Origin of the sequence: Campylobacter sp. RM16704 (assembly GCF_000816245.1) — a bacterium.
GTDB lineage: Bacteria > Campylobacterota > Campylobacteria > Campylobacterales > Campylobacteraceae > Campylobacter_D.
In genome coordinates this window covers 717,238-738,412 of record NZ_CP007769.1, presented here as the reverse complement: position 1 = coordinate 738,412, position 21,175 = coordinate 717,238, and the positions used below count along the sequence as shown (strand labels likewise).

General features: G+C 28.5%; 21 protein-coding genes and 1 pseudogene. 6 read left to right on the top strand and 16 right to left on the bottom strand.

Going from position 1 to position 21,175, the window contains the following annotated elements:
* The first annotated feature begins 7 nt into the window (after positions 1-7).
* From CAQ16704_RS03805 to CAQ16704_RS03780, 6 genes are read left to right on the top strand one after another with little or no spacing between them, the layout of a single operon-like run.
* Entirely contained in the window at positions 8-682 is a 675-nt protein-coding gene (locus CAQ16704_RS03805; protein WP_039666944.1) for a response regulator transcription factor, read from the top strand.
* The gene (locus CAQ16704_RS03800; RefSeq protein ID WP_039666943.1) at positions 679-1,920 is read left to right on the top strand and encodes an ArsS family sensor histidine kinase; all 1,242 of its coding nucleotides are present in this window, start codon (positions 679-681) and stop codon (positions 1,918-1,920) included. Before CAQ16704_RS03805 ends, CAQ16704_RS03800 begins: the two co-directional genes overlap by 4 nt.
* Positions 1,921-1,927: 7 nt before the next feature.
* Positions 1,928-3,943, top strand: coding sequence for an ATP-dependent helicase (locus CAQ16704_RS03795; protein WP_039666942.1), 2,016 nt, complete (start codon positions 1,928-1,930; stop codon positions 3,941-3,943).
* Positions 3,944-3,997: 54 nt separating this feature from the next.
* The gene (gene tpx, locus CAQ16704_RS03790; RefSeq protein ID WP_039666941.1) at positions 3,998-4,522 is read left to right on the top strand and encodes a thiol peroxidase; all 525 of its coding nucleotides are present in this window, start codon (positions 3,998-4,000) and stop codon (positions 4,520-4,522) included.
* A 41-nt stretch (positions 4,523-4,563) separates the two neighbouring features.
* A complete protein-coding gene (locus CAQ16704_RS03785) occupies positions 4,564-5,169 on the top strand; it encodes a Crp/Fnr family transcriptional regulator (RefSeq protein WP_039666940.1) in 606 nt (201 codons plus the stop codon).
* Positions 5,170-5,226: 57 nt separating this feature from the next.
* Positions 5,227-5,427 carry a YgaP family membrane protein gene (locus CAQ16704_RS03780; RefSeq protein WP_012661495.1) on the top strand — a complete coding sequence of 67 codons (201 nt, stop codon included), beginning with the start codon at positions 5,227-5,229 and terminating at the stop codon, positions 5,425-5,427.
* A gap of 15 nt (positions 5,428-5,442) precedes the next feature.
* Here CAQ16704_RS03780 and msrA read toward each other — a convergent pair.
* From msrA to CAQ16704_RS03700, 16 genes and pseudogenes are all read right to left on the bottom strand, one after another.
* Positions 5,443-5,930, bottom strand: a pseudogene (gene msrA / locus CAQ16704_RS08155) (peptide-methionine (S)-S-oxide reductase MsrA); the annotation flags it as partial.
* Positions 5,920-6,285 carry a hydrogenase maturation nickel metallochaperone HypA/HybF gene (locus CAQ16704_RS03770; protein WP_039666939.1) on the bottom strand — a complete coding sequence of 122 codons (366 nt, stop codon included), beginning with the start codon at positions 6,283-6,285 and terminating at the stop codon, positions 5,920-5,922. The gene CAQ16704_RS03770 and the pseudogene msrA, both read right to left, overlap by 11 nt.
* Complete coding sequence (gene hypE / locus CAQ16704_RS03765) at positions 6,285-7,256, bottom strand: hydrogenase expression/formation protein HypE (protein ID WP_039666938.1); 972 nt, start codon at positions 7,254-7,256, stop codon at positions 6,285-6,287. The genes CAQ16704_RS03770 and hypE overlap by 1 nt, the downstream gene beginning before the upstream one ends.
* A 1-nt stretch (position 7,257) precedes the next feature.
* Positions 7,258-8,349: a hydrogenase formation protein HypD gene (gene hypD / locus CAQ16704_RS03760; protein ID WP_039666937.1), complete on the bottom strand. Its 1,092-nt coding sequence runs from the start codon at positions 8,347-8,349 to the stop codon at positions 7,258-7,260.
* Entirely contained in the window at positions 8,336-8,617 is a 282-nt protein-coding gene (locus CAQ16704_RS03755) for a HypC/HybG/HupF family hydrogenase formation chaperone (protein ID WP_039618343.1), read from the bottom strand. The genes hypD and CAQ16704_RS03755 overlap by 14 nt, the downstream gene beginning before the upstream one ends.
* Positions 8,617-9,351, bottom strand: coding sequence for a hydrogenase nickel incorporation protein HypB (gene hypB / locus CAQ16704_RS03750; RefSeq protein ID WP_039666936.1), 735 nt, complete (start codon positions 9,349-9,351; stop codon positions 8,617-8,619). The genes CAQ16704_RS03755 and hypB overlap by 1 nt, the downstream gene beginning before the upstream one ends.
* A gap of 64 nt (positions 9,352-9,415) precedes the next feature.
* Positions 9,416-11,617, bottom strand: a complete 2,202-nt coding sequence (gene hypF, locus CAQ16704_RS03745; RefSeq protein ID WP_039666935.1) for a carbamoyltransferase HypF — start codon at positions 11,615-11,617, stop codon at positions 9,416-9,418.
* Positions 11,598-13,112 carry a hypothetical protein gene (locus tag CAQ16704_RS03740; protein ID WP_039666934.1) on the bottom strand — a complete coding sequence of 505 codons (1,515 nt, stop codon included), beginning with the start codon at positions 13,110-13,112 and terminating at the stop codon, positions 11,598-11,600. Before CAQ16704_RS03740 ends, hypF begins: the two co-directional genes overlap by 20 nt.
* A gap of 99 nt (positions 13,113-13,211) precedes the next feature.
* Positions 13,212-14,039, bottom strand: coding sequence for a dipeptidase PepE (pepE, locus tag CAQ16704_RS03735; RefSeq protein WP_052244992.1), 828 nt, complete (start codon positions 14,037-14,039; stop codon positions 13,212-13,214).
* Positions 14,040-14,112: 73 nt separating this feature from the next.
* Positions 14,113-14,778: a M48 family metallopeptidase gene (locus CAQ16704_RS03730; protein ID WP_039666933.1), complete on the bottom strand. Its 666-nt coding sequence runs from the start codon at positions 14,776-14,778 to the stop codon at positions 14,113-14,115.
* Positions 14,754-16,070 carry an MATE family efflux transporter gene (locus tag CAQ16704_RS03725; RefSeq protein ID WP_039666932.1) on the bottom strand — a complete coding sequence of 439 codons (1,317 nt, stop codon included), beginning with the start codon at positions 16,068-16,070 and terminating at the stop codon, positions 14,754-14,756. The genes CAQ16704_RS03730 and CAQ16704_RS03725 overlap by 25 nt, the downstream gene beginning before the upstream one ends.
* 77 nt (positions 16,071-16,147) lie before the next feature.
* The gene (locus CAQ16704_RS03720) at positions 16,148-17,347 is read right to left on the bottom strand and encodes a DUF2920 family protein (RefSeq protein WP_039666931.1); all 1,200 of its coding nucleotides are present in this window, start codon (positions 17,345-17,347) and stop codon (positions 16,148-16,150) included.
* A 59-nt stretch (positions 17,348-17,406) separates the two neighbouring features.
* Entirely contained in the window at positions 17,407-18,147 is a 741-nt protein-coding gene (gene pstB, locus CAQ16704_RS03715) for a phosphate ABC transporter ATP-binding protein PstB (RefSeq protein WP_039666930.1), read from the bottom strand.
* Entirely contained in the window at positions 18,144-19,232 is a 1,089-nt protein-coding gene (pstA, locus tag CAQ16704_RS03710; protein ID WP_039666929.1) for a phosphate ABC transporter permease PstA, read from the bottom strand. Before pstA ends, pstB begins: the two co-directional genes overlap by 4 nt.
* Entirely contained in the window at positions 19,229-20,143 is a 915-nt protein-coding gene (gene pstC / locus CAQ16704_RS03705) for a phosphate ABC transporter permease subunit PstC (RefSeq protein ID WP_039666928.1), read from the bottom strand. The genes pstA and pstC overlap by 4 nt, the downstream gene beginning before the upstream one ends.
* Positions 20,144-20,159: 16 nt before the next feature.
* The gene (locus CAQ16704_RS03700) at positions 20,160-21,143 is read right to left on the bottom strand and encodes a substrate-binding domain-containing protein (RefSeq protein WP_039666927.1); all 984 of its coding nucleotides are present in this window, start codon (positions 21,141-21,143) and stop codon (positions 20,160-20,162) included.
* Between the last annotated feature and the right edge of the window lie 32 nt (positions 21,144-21,175).

Below are 21,175 nucleotides of genomic sequence, written 5' to 3'. Positions count from 1 at the left end.
GAAAACAATGATAAATATTTTAATGATAGAAGATGATTTAGAATTAGCTGAGATTATAGCCGAATATTTAGAGCAGTTTGATATGAAAGTAGATATTGCACATGAACCTTATATAGGTCTTTCAAGACTTGCCTTAAATCCTTATGATTTAATTATTTTAGATTTAAGCTTACCAGGTCTTGATGGACTTGAAGTCTGTGAAGAAATACGTAAAAAATATAACACACCTATCATTATTTCAAGTGCTAGACATGATATTAGTGATAAAGTTGCAGCACTTGACTTAGGTGCTGATGATTATTTACCAAAACCATATAATCCTCAAGAGCTTCAGGCAAGAATTAAAAGCCATTTAAGAAGAATTTCAAATACCAAAACTGCTCAAGCTCAAGTACAAAAAGATTTGGTTTATGACAAATTTAAGCATACTATTACTATGAAAGATCAAGAAATTAATTTTACTAATGCCGAATTTGATATTCTAAGTTATTTAATCAAAAAAGAAGGTGGCGTGGTAAGTCGTGAAGAACTTGTATATAATTGTAGTTCTATTAGTGAAGATTCTAGTAATAAAAGCATAGATGTAATCATTAGTAGAATTAGACAGAAAATTGGTGATGATCCTAAAACTCCAAAATATATTCATTCTATCAGAGGTATAGGATATAAATTAACCCAATGAATAAATCATCAATTTTTTATACTATAACCTTTGTTTTTTTACTTGCTAGCGTTAGTGTGATTTTAGCTTTTTTGTGGCTTATAAAATACGATCAGCAAAATTACACTAATGAACTTAATGCAAAATATTCTTTCATAGCTAATGTTAGATTACTATATTTTAATAATGTAATTAGTGAAAAAGAATTTCAAGAACAAACCAAAAACTACAAAATAGTAGAATTAATTAATCCAGTTTCTATTAGAAAAATCATATATAAAGCAGAAACCATTGCAAGAGCCCAAACTAGTACAGGTGTAGTTGAGATTATCACTTTAAAGGATAATGTATATTTAAAAATCATTTTTAATGGTAAACTTTATTTGTATAAAGATTTAGAATATCAAGGTTATCGTTATTTTGTTATTAAACTTATTGCCAGTATAGTAATGCTAGTATTGTTTATTTTATATGTTTTTATTATTAGAAAATTAAAACCATTAAGAGCCTTAAAAAGACAAATTGATAAATTTGGTGAAAATAAACTTGATGAAATTCAAAATGTCAGCAAAGGAAATGATGAAATTTCTCAAGTAGCAACGGCTTTTTATGAATCTATTTTAAGAATTCAAAAACTCAATACTTCAAGACAGTTTTTTTTAAGAAATATTATGCATGAATTAAAAACTCCAATTACCAAAGGTTTAATAACACTTGAAATGATCAAAGATAGTAAATATAAAGAAAGATTAATCGGGACTTTCAATCGTTTAGAAGTTTTAATTAATGAATTTGCAGCTATCGAGCAAATTACATCAGGAGTTGGCTTAATCAATTTAAAAAAATACAATATCTTAGATCTTTTAGATGAAGCAAAAGATATTGCTATGAATGATGATGAAAAAATTAAAATTAGTATTAAAGAAAGCTTTAGTGTTAATGTCGACTTTAAGCTTTTTACAACAGCTATAAAAAATATGATAGATAACGCTATAAAATATTCTGAAGAAAATACAGTAACAATAGAAATAACTAAAGAATATTTGTGTTTTAAGAATAAAGGTAAGTCTTTAGATAAAGATTTAAAATATTATACTCAAGCTTTTACCCAAGGTAAAAAAAACAAAGATAGTTTTGGACTTGGACTTTACATAGTTAAAACCATATTAGATTCTCATAAACTTACGCTTTATTATGAATATAAAGATGGTGTTAATCATTTTTATTTTAATGATATACAAAATATAATTTTAAATTAGGAATTTTATGCCTTTATCTCGTTTAAATGAAGAACAATATAAAGCCGCTAGTGCTCCTTTTGGACATAATTTAATCATAGCAAGTGCAGGAACTGGTAAAACTTCAACTATAGTTGCAAGAATAGCATTTTTACTTCAAAATGGTATAAAGCCTGAAAAAATTATGCTTTTAACCTTTACTAATAAAGCTAGCAAAGAGATGATAGAAAGACTTAATAGATATTTTGATAAAAGCATTACTTTAAAGATAACTGCAGGAACTTTTCACAGTATAGCTTATACTTTATTAAAAGAATTAAATCACGATATTATTTTAAAGCCAGCAAGTGAACTTAAAATTCTTTTGCGTTCTATTTTTGAAAAACGTACTTTTCATCATTTAAGCGACACTAAACCTTATATGTCAAGCTATTTGTATGATATATATTCTTTATTTCAAAATACTAATATAAATTTGGATGAGTTTTATAATTGGTTTTGCCAAAATTATGATGAACAAGCTATTTATGCTGAAATTTATGAAGATATTTTAAAAGAATACGAAGAGGAAAAATCACGATTTAACTATATTGATTTTAACGACTTACTCATTAAGTTAAAACAAGTATTAATTTCACATCATTTTGAATTTGATGAAATTTTAGTTGATGAATATCAAGATACAAATATCTTGCAAGGATCGTTAATTGACGCTTTTAAAAGTAAGAGTTTATTTTGTGTAGGAGATTACGATCAAAGTATTTATGCTTTTAACGGAGCTGATATTTCTATTATAGGAAGCTTTAAAGATAGATTTGCCGATGCAAATATTTTTACTTTAAATAAAAACTATCGTTCTAGCAAAAACATACTTGCACTAGCTAATAAGGTGATTTTAAACAATGAAAGATTATATCCTAAAGAATTAATTGTAACTAGAGAGGGAAATTTTAAGGCCCCAAGCTTACTAACTTTTAATGAATTATTTGATCAATACTCTACCATTGCAAAAATTATTTTACAAAGTGGAGTTCATCTTAATGAAATTGCTGTTATTTTTCGAAATAATTCAAGTGCTGATGGAGTAGAAGTAGCCTTAAGAGAACTTGGTATAGCAAGCAAAAGAAAAGGCGGAGGAAGTTTTTTTGAAAGTTTAGAAGTTAAAAATTTTTGCTCTATGCTTGCAATTGTACTTAATCCAAAAGATATTATGGCTTTTATACATTTACTTGAATACACCAAAGGGGTTGGTGGAGTTTTGGCAAAAGATATTTTCGATGCTTTATTAAAACTTGGACATTCTAGTTTGATTAAAGGTTTTTTAGACCCTGATGCTAATGTAAGTTTAAAAAAATACAAAAAGCAAAGTTATCAACTAGGGCTTTTTGATGATATTGAAGAACTAGCTTCTCCATCAAGATTCAACCTAGAAAGTGAATTTAATACCCATCCTATTTTAAGCCTACCTAAAATCAATGAGCTTTGTGCGAAAAATCTTGAAAAAATTTATATTTTTATAAAAAAGGCAAGTGAATGTAAAATTTCAAGCCGATTAGTAAATTTAATTCTAGAAAATGATTATTTTAAAGAAATTTGTGATATTTTAGCAACCAAAAGAGCAACTAACAAAAACTCAAATGTGGATTTGAATAAAAAAAATGAAATTTTGGAAAAAATCGAAGCTAAAATGTTTGTATTAAAAGAGCTTGCAAAAAATTATAGTGATAATTATAAATACTATAATTTCTTAACTCTTGGAGCTAGTGAAATGAGTAGTGGTAGTGGGGTTAATCTTTTAAGCATTCATGCTAGTAAGGGTCTTGAGTTTGAACTTGTATTTGTAATTGATCTTGCACAAGGAAGATTTCCTAATCAAAAGCTTATGAGTATGGGTGGAAGTTTAGAAGAAGAAAGAAGACTTTTTTATGTAGCAGTGACTAGAGCTAAAGACACTTTATATCTAAGCTATGCAAAATACGATAAAATAAAAAAGAGTAATTATCAACCTTCTTGCTTTCTAATCGAAGCAGGTATGTGCAAATAAGACTTTATTAATCTTTTTATATTATGATTAATACAAATTATTAAAGGAGATAGAATGAATAGTGTGTTATTTAAAGGTAATAAAGTAAATTTAAAAGGTAATAATATTCAAGTTGGCGATATAGCCCCAAATATCACTTTAAAAGCTAGAGATCTTTCAGGTATTGAAATCGCCCCAAAAGATAAAACCCAAATCATTATTAGTGTGCCAAGCCTTGATACTCCAGTATGTGCAACTGAAGCAAGAGAATTTAACAAAAAAGCAGCATCAAGTGGAGTAGAAGTAATTATTATTAGTATGGATTTACCTTTTGCAATGAGTCGTTTTTGCTTAACTGAGGGTATAGATAATCTAAGTGTTGCAAGTGATTTTGTATCCAAAGAATTTGGTGAAAAGTATGGAGTTTTAATGGCTGATGGTCCACTTGAGGGAATTTTAGCTAGAGCGGTGTTTGTAGTGAAAAATGGTGTGGTTGTTTATAAAGAATTGGTAAATGAGGTAACTGAACTACCCAATATGTATGCCTTAGAAAAATTCTTTAATCAAAGTTGTGAATGTGGCGGTTGTAGTTGCCACTAAAAATTTTAAAGCATATAAAATGCTTTTAAAATCCTAAAAACATGGAAAATTTTCTTTCTCGTTTTGAAATAGAAAAACAAGATCTTGAACTTGTGCAAAAACACGTACAAATAAAAAATATTGAAAAAAACTTTAAAGTAAACAATAAATGCTTGGGTTTTATTAAAATTTTAAAAGGTGAACTTAGAACTTTTATTTTAACTCCAAATGCAAAAGAGATTACACTTTTTCATCTTAAAGAAAATGATGAATGTATTATTTGCTCTGAGTGTAGTATGGATGGTATATCTTATGATGTTTTTATACAAAGCACTCAAAATACAAGTATAGCCATCATCCCCTCATCAATTTTTCAAATTTTAAAGAATAAATATCCAAAAATTAATAATTATGTTTTAAGTTTAATCACCATGCGTTTCAATACTTTAATCAAAGTTTTAGAACAAGCTTTGTTTATGCCTTTATCTTCTAGAATTTGTGATTTTTTAAAAGAAAATGCTAGTAATAATACTTTAAAAATTACCCATGAAGCTTTAGCCAATCACCTAGGAAGTGCTAGAGAAGCTGTTTCAAGAATTTTAAAAGAATTAGAAAAAGAAGGTAAAATCAAACTTGAAAGATCTAAAATAATACTAATTTCTTTGTAACTTTATCACAGAAATACTTTTAAAATTTATTTATAATATTAGCAAAAAGGAGAAATTATGAGTAAATTAGAAAGAGTGTTAAGGATAGCTTTAGCCATAGTGGCGTTTTCTTTAGGGGTTTATTTTTCAACTTGGTGGGGATTATTAGGCTTAATTCCTTTATTAACAGGTATTTTTGCTGTTTGTCCTATAAGAGTACTTAGTGGAAAACAAGCTTGTCCGCTTGGAGTTTGCCCTATTTCTAAAAAGAAAAACTAGAAGTGATTTACTATTTTTTTCTAGCTTTAGCACAATGACAAATCTACAATAAGCTTGGCTGGGATTATTTTTAAAATATTTTTGATGATAATCCTCTGCCTTATAAAATTTTTCTAGTTTTAAAACTTGCGTAACTATGCTTTTAGCATAATATTTTTGCACCTTTTGTAAAAGATTGCTAATAGTTTTTAACTCCTCATTGGTTTGATAAAAAATAACTGATCTATATTGTATTTCCTCATCAATTCCTTGTTTATCCAAGCTTGTTGGATTGTTCATTTTTAGAAAAATCTAATATTTTTCTAATGAAATTTGTTTTTCACCATATATTATCTTAGCTACTTCTATATTTTCATCGCCATTTATCACGCTTTTATATAACTTGGATTTGGATTGCCACCACTATAACCCACTTCTGTATAAACTATACTTTTAATTTCATCAAACACAGCCTGAGTACACCAAAAACAATCTACACCTAAAATGGTTTCCTTATTTACCATTGTCTTCTAAATCCTCATTTTCTTTTAAAACAAGTTGTATAAGATAAAGTTCTTCCCCATCTATGATTTTTAAATCTTTATCTTCACATTTTGGACACCAAAAGATATTATTTTCAAGCACTCCGCTAAAATGGCATTTTTGACACTCAACTACTACTTCTTGAATGTGCATGATAAATTTAGCATTCTTACATAAGGAACTATTTTCTTTAAAAGTTTCAAAGCTTCTTTGCAAAAGTGGAGGTTCAACCCCGCTTAAGCGCCCTATTTTAACATGCACTTCTTCAATAATTTTTCCTTGAGCATATTCTTCGCAAAGCTCTAGTAATGATTCTGTAATGCTTAACTCATGCATTAGCAAATTCTTGGCAAAAGTTCGCCTTTTGGAGCTTCTAAAATGCGTTTTGCTCCATAAGCATTTTCTAAAACCACTCTTGCTTTTTTATTAGCTGTGATTTCACCTATAATAGCTGCATTAGCATTGAATTGTTTTAAAATTTCTAATGTTTTTTGCTCATCTTTTTTATCTACACAAATAATAAAAGTTCCTTCATTTGCAAGCTCATAAGGCTCATACCCAAAAAGCTCACAAACCCCTAAAACTTCATCGCAAACTGGGATTTTTTCTTCATATATTAAAAGCTCTAAATTACTCAATTTAGACCATTCATTTAAAACCGCACTAAGCCCACCACGCGTAGCATCACGCATTGCTTTTATAGAAATATCTGCATTTAAAAGTGTTAAAACTTCATCTTTTAAGCTTTTGCAATCACTTTGGATATTTGCCTCTAAATTATTTCTTTCAACCAAAACTGCACAACCATGAGCTCCAATATCCCTTGAAACTAAGATACTACAACCACTTTTTAAGTCTTTGGTATTGATTTTTTGTATATTTTTACCTATACATGAAGTATTAATATATATTTCATCGCCTTTATTTTTAGGAACAACTTTAGTATCCCCACAAACTAGTTTTACTCCCGCTTTATCGCATTCTTCTTTTATAGATTTTAGTATAATTTTTAACTTTTCTATCTCAAAACCCTCTTCTAAAATCAAAGCTAGCGATAAATATAGCGGTTTTGCTCCCACCATTAATACATCATTTACGCTACCACAAACTGCTAATTTTCCTATATTTATATCTTTTAAAAAGATAGGATTTAGTACAAAAGAATCGGTGCTAAAAGCCAAATCATCTAAAATAGCAGCATCATTTGCCTCTTTTAAAACATCATTTTCAAAAATAGAAAAAATTTCGTTTATCAAAGCATTCATTTCTTCGCCACCGCCACCATGAGCTAGAGTAATTTGCTTCATTTTATGCCTTATCTTGATAGTATTTATAATAAGCCGCACAAGCTCCTTCACTAGAAACCATACAGCTACCTATGGGATTTTTTGGAGTACAAGCTTTTGCAAACACCTTACAATCATAAGGTTTAGCTAAGCCTCTTAAAATTTGACCACAAATACAAGCTTTGCTTTCATCTTTACTTTGTACTTTACAATCAAACACTTTGCTAGCATCTAAGTGTGCAAATTCATCTTTTAAACAAAGTCCACCATTTGCAATCACTCCAAGACCTCTAAATTCAAAATCACAAGGTTTAAAGTATTTTTCTACTAAAGCTTTGGCTTTTAAATTTCCCTCTTTGCTAACTACTCTGTGATATTCATTATAAACTTCAAAAGTATTTACATTCATTTGCTCTACTATATTTAACACACTAAGCATTATATCAACTGGCTCAAAACCACTCACTGCTATAGGAGTTTTGTATTTTTTAGCAATAGGTTTATAAATGTTTGATCCTGTGATAACGCTTACATGAGAAGGTCCTAAAAAGGCGTCAATTTTTACATTTTTATCTTGCATGATAGCTTCTACTGCAGGTGGAACCAACACATGATTGATATGAAAAAATAAATTTTTTAAATTTAAAGCCATGCTTTTTTCTATAATCACCCCACTCATAGGTGTAGTTGTCTCAAAACCTATGGTAAAAAAGATTATATTTTTTTCAGGGTTTTTTAAAGCTATGTCTATCACATCCAAAGGTGTATAAAGCGCTCTAACATCAGCTCCTTTAGCTCTAAGATCAATTAAGCTTTCATAGCTTCCTGGCACTTTAAGCATATCGCCTAATACACAAAAGATAGTATTTGACATACTTGCAAGCTTTAAAGCCACATCAATACGCTCTCTTGGCATAACACACACAGGACAGCCTGGACCATGAACAAAATTAATTTCTTTGGGTAATAAATCAGGTAAACCAAATTTCATAATGCTATGCGTATGTCCACCGCAAATTTCCATGATATTAATAGGCTTAGTAATTTTAGAAGCAATAAGTTCTTTTAAGGCTAAAATTCTTTCTTTATCTCTAAAATCATTAATTAAATCCATTTTTTAGCCCCATATCGCCTTCATTTTCATCAATTTGGCCATTTTGCATTTTCTCTGCTATATCGGTATAAATTTTTAAACTCTCTTGTGCAGCTTGAGTGTCGATTTTTTCCATAGCAAAACCCACATGTATAAGCACATAATCGCCTACTTTTAAAGGCTCGCTTATTAAATCCAAACTCACTCTTCTTTTAACCCCTAAAGTTTCTACTATGGCTGAATTTAGCTCATCAATTTCTAAAATTTTAGAAGGTATAGAAAGACACATTAGCTAAGCTCCTTTTTCATTTTTAGATAATTTATCCAAAGATCAAATCCTGTTTTTGTTTTGCTATCTAAAATCATAATATCTATTTTAGGATTTAATCTTTTAGCTGCCATGGAAGCTACTTTAAAATCAAAGTCAAAATGCTGAGCTAAATCAGCTTTAGTAATGATTAATAAATCAGCCTTTCTAAACATCACTGGATATTTTTCTACCTTATCACTACCTTCTGTTACTGAAAGCAAAACTACATTTAAATGCTCACCCAAATCATAACTTGCAGGGCATACTAAATTTCCCACATTTTCAACAAAAACTATATCAAGTTCACTAAGTTTAAAATGATGCAAAGCTTCATGTACCATAAAAGCATCTAAATGACAAGTTTGTCCTGTAGTGATTTGATGAGCTAATCCTCCTGCTTTGATAATGCGATTTGCATCATTATTAGTTTCTAAATCCCCTTCAACCACAGCTATTTTTAAATCATCTTTTAAAGTTTTTATAGTTTCTTCTAAAAGCGTTGTTTTGCCACTTCCTGGAGAGCTCATTAGATTAATACAAAGAGTATTGTACTCATTAAAATGCTCTCTATTATGAGCTGCTTGATGATCATTTTTTGATAAAATTTTACTAATAACATTAATAGTTTTTTCATCTTTTAAAGCTGGATTTTCATGATGGTGATCATGATGATGTTCATGTCCATTAATAGAACAGCCACAATCTTTACACATAATCTATCCTTTATAATTTTTATTTTATTGTATATTAAAAAGCATTAAAAAAATATGAGTTTTATTAAGTTTTTAAAGATAAATAATGCACAAGTTGCCCTAGTGCAATAGAACTATCATTACAAGGAAATTTTAAAGATGTTTTATAATTAAATTTTTTTCTGATTAAAATTTCAAGTAAGGTTTTATTTTGAAATACCCCTCCACCTAAAATAACTTCTTCTTTAAAACCTTTTGAATATTCTATAATGCAATTTGCTATAGCATTTAGCAAACCTGTGCTAATTTTGACCTTATCTTTATCTTTTAGGGCTTGTAAAAAAGCTTTTTTAAAACAAATTTCATTTTCTTTAATGTTAAAATGATAACTATAATTAAGATTTTGATCGTAGTATTTTTCCATTAAAAGTCCAATTTGAGCTTCATAATCAAGTCTTTGAATATCAAAAGCAACAGCGCCAAAAGCATCAATAATTCTTCCAAGAGAGCTAGTGTATAAAGAACTTTGGGAATGAATTTTTTTAAGATTATTTAATTTTATTTGAGAAAATTTAGCCAAAAACTCGCTGGCTTTGCTTTCTAAATTAAAATCAAAAATCAAAGCTAAAGCTAAATTTGCAATATTTTTAATATCTGCATTAATCAGCTTGAAATTTTTAAAATGATTTAGCCTTTCATAGCTTTTTAAATTTGCTCTAAAAATCTCTCCACCCCAAATTTTACCATCATCTCCATAGCCAGTTCCATCAAAAACAAAAGCTAAAACTTCATCATTGTAAATTTTATGCTCGAATAAACAAGCACACAAATGTGCATAATGATGTTGCATGCGAAAATTTTTATAATCTTTAAATTCTTTTGTATAGTTAAAATGCGGGTGTTTGTCGCATATTACTTTGTCAAATTCAACATTATATGAGTTTTGAAAGAATTCTAATATATTAAAAAATCTTTCTTGAGTATCTAAATCTTTCATATCTCCTATATATGGAGAAATAAAAATTTGCTCTTTAAAAAAACAAGCAAATTCATTTTTTAACTCACTACCCAACGCAAGAACATTTTCTTTTGAATTAAATATATCTTTAGCATTAATATAAACTGGATTAAGCCCTCTTGAAGTTCTTAAAAACATTATCTTATTATCATCAATTACTTGTGCAATACTATCATCACTACTATTGTATATTTGCCTATCATAATCAAGATAAAAATCAAATACATTAGAAAGTTTTTCTAAAAGTTTTGTTTCTTCATAAATAATACTTTGAGAACTAGGATTAGCACTTGTTGCTACAATAGGTTTTTTAAAATACTCAAATAATGACAAATGTGTTCCCATATACGCCAACATTATTCCTATTTTGTCAGTATCAGGAGCTAAGCTTTTATGGATATTTTTGCTTTTTAAAATAACTATTGGTTTTAAATTTGAAGTTAAAAGTTTTGCTTCAGCTTCATTGATAAAAGCTAATTCTTGAGCCATTTTAAGATCTTTTACCATAATAGCAAAAGGCTTTTTATGGCGATTTTTGCGTATTCTAAGCTCATTTATAACATTTTCATTCGTGCTGTCACAAATTAAATGAAACCCGCCCATACCTTTAAAAGCTATGATTTTGCCTTCTTCTAAAAGTTTTGCAAGTAAAATAAAAGCTTCTTCATCTTTAGCTAAAATATTTTGGTTTTTATCTTTTAAAAAAATGGAAATTTTACACTTTGGACATGAAAGTGGTTGAGCATGAAAACGACGGTTGTTTAGATCATTATATTCACTTTGACAAAAAGAACACATTTTAAAAACATTCATAGCAGTATTAACTCTATCATAAGGTAGCTTTTTGATTATAGAAAATCTTGGTCCACAATTTGTACAAGTAATAAAAGGGTATTTAAAACGAGAGTTTTTTTCATCATAAAATTCATTATAACAATCTTCACAAAGTGCAAAATCACTCAAAATAGGGCTAAATTTTTCACTATCTTGTGAAGTGCTTATACTAAATTCATTATAAGTTTTTTGAAGTTTTTTATAAGAAAAACTAAAATCATCTATCCTAGCCAAAGGTGGTAAATTAGCAAAAAGTTTTTCTTTAAAAAGCAATATATTTTTTTCATCACATTGAAGTATTACAACAACACCCAAGCTATTATTATACACCTCACCTTTTAAATTAAACTCTTTAGCTAGATTAAAAACAAAAGGGCGAAAACCAACCCCTTGCACTAATCCTTTTATATGAATTTCATATCCAAAGAGGGACATCACTTATCTTAAAAAATGGTATATGTTTAAACACATTTTTGCTAAGACTTTTATGTTCAAATAAACTTCCACTAAGCACAGCACAATCTGCTTGGTCTTTAGCTTTTAAATCATCAAATAAATCTCTTAAAAAATACGCCAAACTTTCAACAACACCTAAAGCTATGATTTGATCTTCAACACCAGCAAGTTTAAAACTCATCACACTTCTTATAGTTTTAGTGTAATCAAACTCTTTTTGTTTATTAAATTTAAAATCTATTCTAACACCTTTTGCCATCTTACTCTCATCTGCTAAGTTTAAAAGCTTTAATGCTGCTTTTCCTAGCTCGTCATCAAGCTCCAAAATCATCCCAATCATACCAAAAAGACTAAAAAAACTATTGGTAATAATTAAATTTTTTCTAGGTAAAGTAAATTCTTTTTCATAATTAACTAATAATCTTTTAGCAGTATCATCTTGATTTAATAATTCATAAAATTCATCAAAACTTTTTGGCAAGCAAAGTTTTAAAAGGTTTATTTCTTTATCAAGTAAAATAATATCATCATATTTTTTACTAAGTTCTAAAAGCAAAGGCTTTTTATCCTTAAAATCAGACAATATACAAGATATTCTTGCAAAATTCTTATCTTCTTTTTGAAAAATTAAATTTTTAAACTCAGGTAAAATATAATCATAACCCCTACATACCAATAATTCATTTTCTATTAAAGCTACTTCAAAATCATCTTCAAAATGTTCTAATTTTTCAAAATTTAAAAATTTGATACCTTCTTTTTCTAGTTCATAACATAAAGCAAAAATAAAAAGATTATCATAGAATTTTACTTTGAAATAACCTTGCTTAAAATTATGATTTTGTCTAAAAATAGCATTAAATTTGAGTTTCATTAAGGGTTTTTCAACCCCTGCTAAAATTTTAAATTGCTCATTATTACAAGAAAAAAATACATTAATATGCTTAGGATCACTTGGCATTAAAAAACTACCTAAACACTCATTGAAAATTTCAAAAGAATAAATTCCTTTTGAGTTTTTAAATTGAATTTTTTGTTTATTTTTTAATTTTTCTAAAGTCTTTTTTAAATTATCATGAAAGTTTTCTTTGGTAATTTTAGCAAAATCATCTTCAATTTTAAATTCTTCTTCTACAAAAACACCCCACTCATTTTCCAAAAGTTCACCTTGAGTATATGCATTTGCATTAAGTCTTGTTAAAAAAGATCTTTTAATAAAGTTTTTTTCGTTTTTTGTAGATACAAAATCTTCCTCTATAACCTTTAAATCAAATTTATTTAAAAATACACTATGGCTGATATTTTCTAAATTTGCACAAAATGCTTGAATTTCATCTTTTTCGCCTTTAAGTTTAACAATAATTTTTTCATCACTTTGCTTGTAATCATATATATAATTTTTAGCATAATAATGCAACAAATACTCAAAAATATCATTTTTAGATTTGTAATCAAAAGTAATTTCTAAAAGCAAGTTAAAACCTTAAAAAAAAATTTAAAAATATAAATATAACAATTTTAATTCTAAGGAAAGCTTAAAAAGCTATCTAAAACATAGATAGCTTTTTAATTTTTAGTAGTTAATTTCAGAGCCAATTGAAATTTTTTGAATTTCTTTTTTGTTTTCAAGTTTTAAAAGAGGTGCATTTTTGTCCATACCTAAAACTTTTGCTTTCTTACCATTAATTAATAAAGCCACACCTTCTGGTAAAGCATAAACAATGGTTTTAGGGTTTACAATTAAAAATTCTTCTAATCTTTCCTCACGGCTTTCACCATTATGACCTACTGGTTTACCTGAGATAAAATGTGGGTTAATTTGATGAGGGAAGATGTTGAAAGTATTAAATGATTTTGGTTCAACTATAGGCATATCATTAGTTGTCATCATAGTTGCTCCCGCTACATTTGAGCCTGCTGACCATCCAACATATGGAGTTCCTTCACTTACTCTTTTTGCAATCAATTCCACAAGGTTATTGTTATATAGTTGATTAACTAGTTCAAAAGTATTTCCACCGCCTACAAAAATCGCATCAGCACTTTTTACTATATCAGCTGCATTACCTCTATGAACACTCACTATTTGAAGTCCTAAACTTTCTAAAGCTTTAGCAACTTGAGCTTCGTATTGCTCATAAGTTTTTCTAACACCTGCATAAGGAATAAAAGCAACTTTTTTACCTTTAAGATTATTTTTTTCAACAAAATCTTTAAGCCAAGGTAATGCATGGTTTAAATAACCTGTATCTTTATATCCAGAGCTTGAAAGTAATAATGCTTTTTGTTTATCTTTTGGAAAATTAATCACATCATTTGATTTTGCATTTAGAGCAATTCCGCTAAAAAGCATAGCAGCTAAGCCAAGAGCACCTATTTTTAACATGTTTCTTCTTTTCATGTTTTCTCCTTTAAAAGAAATTTAAAAACTATTAATTTTAATAAATATTTTTTTAAATAAAAATAAATTTTTGTTATATAGATAAATTTTTAAGACTTAATTCTCTTTCACTATAATCAGGCATTAAAGTGTGCAAAAAAATATAAAAATCTTTTTGATGGTGTGGATAAATTAAATGAGTTAATTCATGTAAAATTACACATTCTATGGTTTTGACGGGTTTTTGCATAAGTTTTAAATTTAAATTTATATATGCTTTGTGATGATTACAAGAACCCCATCTTGAAGTCATTTTTTTAATACAAATTCTTTGCACTTTTTTTTCAAAGGCAAATTGCCATTTGCGAATGAAAAAATCAAAAACCACCCTAGCACTATGTTTTAAAAAATTTTCTAAAGCATTTTGATCTTTTGCATAAATCTTATCTTTTTTTATAAAAACTTTATTGCGATTTTCATCTAATATTAAATGATATTTTTTACCTAAAAAATACAACTCATCACTTGCTAAAACCACTCGCTTTGTAGAAATTTCTTTTTCTTTAGCTCTAATCCAACTTTCATTTTTTTCTAAAAATCTTAAAACATCTCTTTGCTCATAATATAGCGGTATGCTAAGCTTGAAATTTAAATCTCTATCTATTCTAAGTCTTAGATATTTAAGTTTTTTCTTTTCAAAAGCAAAACGAAATTCTTTAAATTCTAAAATTCCTTTTATACTAACACTTTGCCTTGCCATTTTTTACTTTTCCATCTATATGAATTTACAATACCACGTAAAAACTCATCCATACAAAATCCTATCCATACTCCTAAAATTCCAAGTCCAGCATAAAAACAAAGCACATAACCTACAGGCAAAGAAACTCCAAGCATAAATACCACTCCACTAAAGAAGGGAAACCTTGCATCGCCACTTGCTCTTAGAGAATTCACCATAACTATATTAAAGGTTCTTGAAATTTCTAAAAAAATCGAAAGAGTAAAAAGTGGTATCATAAGATCTTTTAAACTCTCTTCAAGCTTTACCACACCCATAGTAAAATCTTGTAAAACAAAATTTAGTAAAGCTACAAAAGCACTTACCACCACGCTAAAATACAAAGCTATCCAAGTGTGTTTGTAGGCTACATTTAAGTATTTTGCACCGACTAATTTACCTATGATGATTTCATTTGCTACACTTATGGCTTGTCCTACTAGCATGATAAGCAAAGAAATTTGAAAATAAATCGTTTGAACGCTTAAATTTTCTTTACCTAAACTTGCTACAAAAGCAAAGGCTATGGTGTATTGAACAAACCATATTAAATTCTCCCCAGCAGCAAATCCACCTATATTTAAAATCTTTTTAAGCACTGCTTTTTCAAGGCTTATCATCTCTTTAAATTTTAGACGAATTTTAAGTTTAAAGCTAAGTATAGCAACAAGCATACTAAAGGCTACTAAACGCCCAAGTATATTACTAAGCCCTACTCCAAAAAGCTCTAGCTTAGTAAAATGTAATACATAAAAATTACCTATAAATATCACAATATTCATCAACAAGGTTGTAAACATAACCCAATAAGCCATATTATACACCCTAATAATTGCCGCTAAAACTATACCCATAGCATCAAAAAACAAACAAATTCCAAGCATATGTAAGTAAATTTCACTATCTTTTAAAAGTTCATTTGGAATTTGTAAAAGATAAAGCAAAAGCTCTCCATGCCACAAAATCAAACTTCCACACACAAGTCCAATCAAGCCATTCAAAAATAAACTTTGATGAATCACTTTTCTAGCTAAAGTATGGTTTTTAGCTCCCAAAGCTTGTGCTATTACCACACTACAACCCACACTTAAAAAACTAAAAATGATGATAAATAAATCTGCTACTTGGTTACCTGCACCCATAGCTCCAACTAAAAAGTTAGAATATTGTGAAACCATCACAGTATTAATAATCAAAGAAAAATATCTTAAAAACATTTCAAGTAGTATAGGCATACTAAGATGCTTGAGTGAAAGTTGCTTACTTGCCATAAATACTCTTTTTTAATAATAATTTTGAAATAAAGAATAATTTTACTTAAAAATGACTTTTTAAAAAATAAATAACACTAATTTAATTTTATAATATTTAAAATAATTTGATTGTTTTTCTCTTTAAAAGTATAAACTAAATCATCACATTTATATGAGATTTCTTTTTTACAAGTTTTATCTTTTAAAGGTTTTTGTAAAATTTGGGGTAAATGTTTTTTGATTAAAGTTTTTATAGACATTCCTAGTCCGTGATCTAAATTTTTAATCAATCTACCATCTATTTGTTTTTCGCAATTAATTTCATATAAAAAAACATCAAATCCTAGTTTATTTAAAATTTCATATAATTTCTCCTTATCTTTATAAGGAGCTATTGTATCATAGACGCTATGATAACTAATATAAGGAATTTTTCCATAACTTGATTGAAGTTTTAAATGATCATAATTTAAAATATCCCTAATACTTTTTCTTGCATTGGAAAAATAGTAAGGAGAATATTGATTAGATGTCCAAAAACTTTTAGTAAACAAAAATAAATCAATATTTTCTGAATATTTTATATAAAATTCATAATATCTAGTATAATCAATTTCTTTAGCAAAACCCAAATACGCAAGAGGTGTTAAAGCATAAGAAGAATTATCTATTATACCATCTATAATCCAAGGGCATATTTTAGCACATAAATTTGCTAAATATCCCCCATGAGAGCTACCGACTAAAATTACTGGTATGCCCCCCCCCATATTTTTTTCTACATGTAATATAGCATTAGATATATCCGTTGCTTGCATAATACCAAAATTTTGATACTCGTTTTTGGTTGGCTCAAAACTACCACTAAGCCGAATTTTACTCTGACTATAAATATTTTTATTTATTGATTTTAGTTCAACCATTTGTTGATCTATATATTTTAAATCATCATAAGAAAAATCTTTCCAATTTATACCAAATGCTTTACATGAATGCTCTAATATAAATTTATCTATATTATCAAATGTTATTTTTGCACCATTATTTAATCTCGCTCCTATACAATGATATTCAACATTAAGCACAAGCACATCAAAACTACTACAAATAATTTCAGCTAAATGTCTTTTGTAATCACTATTTGTATCTTCTCCAAATCCAGGAATAATACAAACTACAGCTTTCATTTGTTTACTATCATCGTAAGTAATTTTATATTCTAATTTACTTTCTCTTTTTATATTCAACTCTATATCATCACAAGAATCTATAAAATATGTTTTATTAATAAGCATTTTAAGCCTTTTGAAATTTTAACAATATTATATCATCAAAATTTCTTTAAAGTTACAGATTACCCAAATGCTCCGCTTAAATAAGTCTTGGTTTTTTCTTCTTTTGGATCTTCAAAAAATTCCTTGCTTTCTCCAAATTCTATAAGCTCTCCTAAATGAAAAAATGCAGTATAATCAGCCACGCGTTTGCCTTGTTGCATATTATGTGTTACCATGATCATAGAAAGATTATAACTTAACTCTTTGATAAGTTCTTCTATAACACTTGAAGATATAGGATCAAGTGCTGAAGTAGGTTCATCTAAAAGTAATAATTTTGGTTTTATAGCTAAGGCTCTTGCTATACAAAGGCGTTGTTGCTGACCACCTGAAAGTGCTAGAGCATTTTGTTTTAGTTTATCTTTTACCTCCTCAAAAAGACCTACTTTTTTAAGACAATCTTCCACTAAAGCATCTTCTTCATCTTTATTTTTAATCATCCCATGGAGTTTAGGAGCATAAGAAATATTATCATAAGTGCTTTTCACAAAAACATTAGGTTGTTGAAATACCATTCCAACTTTTTTTCTAAGCACAACTAAATCTTGATTTTTAACATCTTTTCCATCAATCTCAACAAGACCATCGATTTTTGCTATTTTGTCATTCATTCTATTAAAACAACGCAAAAATGTGGATTTTCCACAACCTGAAGCACCTATTAAAGCTGTTATTTTATTTTTTTGTACTTCCATGTTAATATCAAACAAAGCCTGTTTTTTACCATAAAATAAATTTAAATTTGTTGTTTTTGCTATCATTTTAATTTTCCTTGAAAATATCTTCTTAAAAGTATTGCTGCTAAATTTAAAATCACCAAAAGAGATAAAAGCACTATAATCCCAGCTGCTGTTCTTTCTAAAAATGCACGCTCTGGCATAGCTGACCATGAAAAAATTTGAGCTGGTAAAACACTTGTTGGTGCAAAAATACTATTTGCTACATCAGGTATAAAAGCTATCATACCTATAATCATCAAAGGTGCAGTTTCGCCAATAGCCCCTGCTAAAGTTAAAATAGAACCTGTTAAAATCATAGGCATTGCCAAAGGTAGCATAATACCTTTTATCATTTGAATTTTAGTCATACCTAAAGCATATGCAGCATTTTTCATATTTACATCAACACTTTTTAAAGCAGCTTTAGTTGAAACGATAATAATAGGCAAACTCATAATAGCTAAAGTCAATCCCCCGACTAAAGCACTAGAACGAGGCATGCCAAAAAGATTAATAAACACTCCAAGACCTAAAAGTCCAAATAAAATACTAGGAATGCTAGCTAAATTATTTATACAAACTTCTATAAAATGAGTAAATACATTTTGCGGAGCAAATTCTTCTAAATAAATAGCTGCTCCAACTCCTATTGGGATACTCACAGCCATACATACTAACATTACAAGCAAAGTTCCAACCACAGAAGCAAAGATTCCTGAATTTTCAGGTGATTTAGAGTCTCCATTAAGGAAAAAATTAGTGTTAAAACTCAGTTTGATTTCTTGCTTTTGAACTAATTCATCAACTAATTTTTTTTGCTCATCACTTAATTTATTGTAGTTTTTTTTCATATATTGATCAACTTCAGAATTTGCTAAAAGCCAAGTTTTTTCTTTGATTTGACCCGTTCTTATTTTCCTTTGTTCAGCACGTGATAAAAGCTCATATGAAGGGCTATTTCTATCAGCATAAGCATAAATGTAAGTTTGCTTAAAAGCTCCTATCCCAAGATACCCTACACTTGATAAAAAAATACAAAGAAAAATAAGGTTTATATAAAGCCCTATTTTACAGAATCTTTTGAAATTTTTTGAAGCTTTTTTTCTTTGTTTAAAAAGTTTTTTCATAAATTTTTCCTTTTATGGAAGCGATTTATTAAATAAACACTAAAAATATTAATGATTAATGTAATGATAAAAAGCACAAGACCTAAAGAAAATGCACTTAAAGCCAAAGAGCTATCAAAAGCTTGATCACCACTTAATGCTTCTACTATTTTTACTGTCACTGTTGTCATATCTTCTAAAAAATTCATTGTTAAATTTGGACGCAACGAGGCGGCCATAACAACTATCATCGTTTCGCCTAAAGCTCTTGAAAGTCCTAAAAGACAAGCTGCAACTATACCTGGCATTGCTTCTGGTAAAATCACTGCAAAAACGACTTCTTTTTTAGTCATACCTAAAGCATAAGCCCCATTTATCCTTTTTAAACTTACAGCTTCAATGCAATCTTGCGACAAAGAAGCCACTATAGGAACTATCATAATACCCATGATAAAACCTGCACCTAGGGCACTTTGAAAACTAGCTTTGATACTAAAAAGAGAGAAAAACCATACTATAAAAGGAGCTACAACTATGGCTGCAAAAAACCCAAAAACTACAGTAGGAATTCCTGCTATGATTTCTAAAATAGGCTTTAAATAGTTTTTAGATTTTTTACCCGCAAATACTCCAAGATAAATAGCACACATTACACCTAAAGGTAAAGCAGTAAGCATAGCTATTAAAGATATATAAAAAGTTCCCCAAAATAAACTCAAAGCACCAAAAATCCCATGCTTGCTACTTCCATCAGCACCTACAAACGCAGCATCTGCTGCCCACTGACTTGAAAACAAAAAAGTAAATACGCTTTCTTTTTGAAAAAATTTTAAAGCCTCAATTAAAATGGTTAGCATAATAGCAAAGCTTACTACTACACTAACAAAAGCACAAAGAAAAAGCGTTAATTTTATTAGTTTTTCTTTTATCAATTTTTCATCCTAAAAATTAAAAAACTTTTCCTGCTTTAACAAGCTCATCAGTTAATAAACCTTTTTCTTCTATATGTTTTTGGGTTTGTTTTAAAGTTTTTTCATCCAAAGAAACTAATCCTATTTTTTCTAATTCTGCTCCACTTTTGGCTAAATCATCGCTCATATAAATTTTTGCAAATTCAAATACTTCTGGATTTTTCTTAGCATTCATATATATAAACAAAGAACGAGCTAGTTTATATTTTCCTTCGGAAATATTTTTTTCATCAGCCTTTACACCATCAATGTAAGCAGCATTAATCTTATCATCATTACTAGCTAAAAATCCGTATCCAAAAAGCCCAAAAGCTTCTTTATCAACAGAAAGTTTTGAAACAATTAAATTATCATTTTCTCCACTTGGTATAAATGCTCCATCTTGGCGTATAGTTTTATATACACCTTTGTATTCAGGAATTTTTTTAGAAATATCTACCATCACAAGCTCTTCTATACTATCTCTTGTTCCTGAACTTGATGGAGGACCATAGATTGTAATTTTTCTATTTGGTAGATTTTTATTGATTTGTTGCCAATTTGTGTAAGGATTTGGGATTAATTTTCCATCTTGTGGAATTTCTTTAGCCAAAGCTAAAAATAACTCATGCAAGCTTATATTTAACGGGGCATTGATTTTATTTTGAGCTAAAACTATGCCATCATAACCTATCATAATCCCGACTATATCACTCACGCCTGATTTTTTACAAGTTTCAAATTCACTTGGCTTAATTGCTCTTGAAGCATTAGAAATATCAGTAACACCCTCGCAAAAAACTTTAAAACCACCACCTGTACCAAGACTTTCAACTATAGGTGTTTTTGTATTTTTTATAGAAGCATACTCTTCAGCAACAAAAGAAGTAAAAGGATAGACAGTAGATGAACCAGCTATTTTTAATTCTGCTGCGTTTAAACTAACAAAAGTAGCCACACTTAAAGCCAAAAGTTTTTTCATTTTTTCTCCTTGTTTTAAAAAAGTAATGAAAA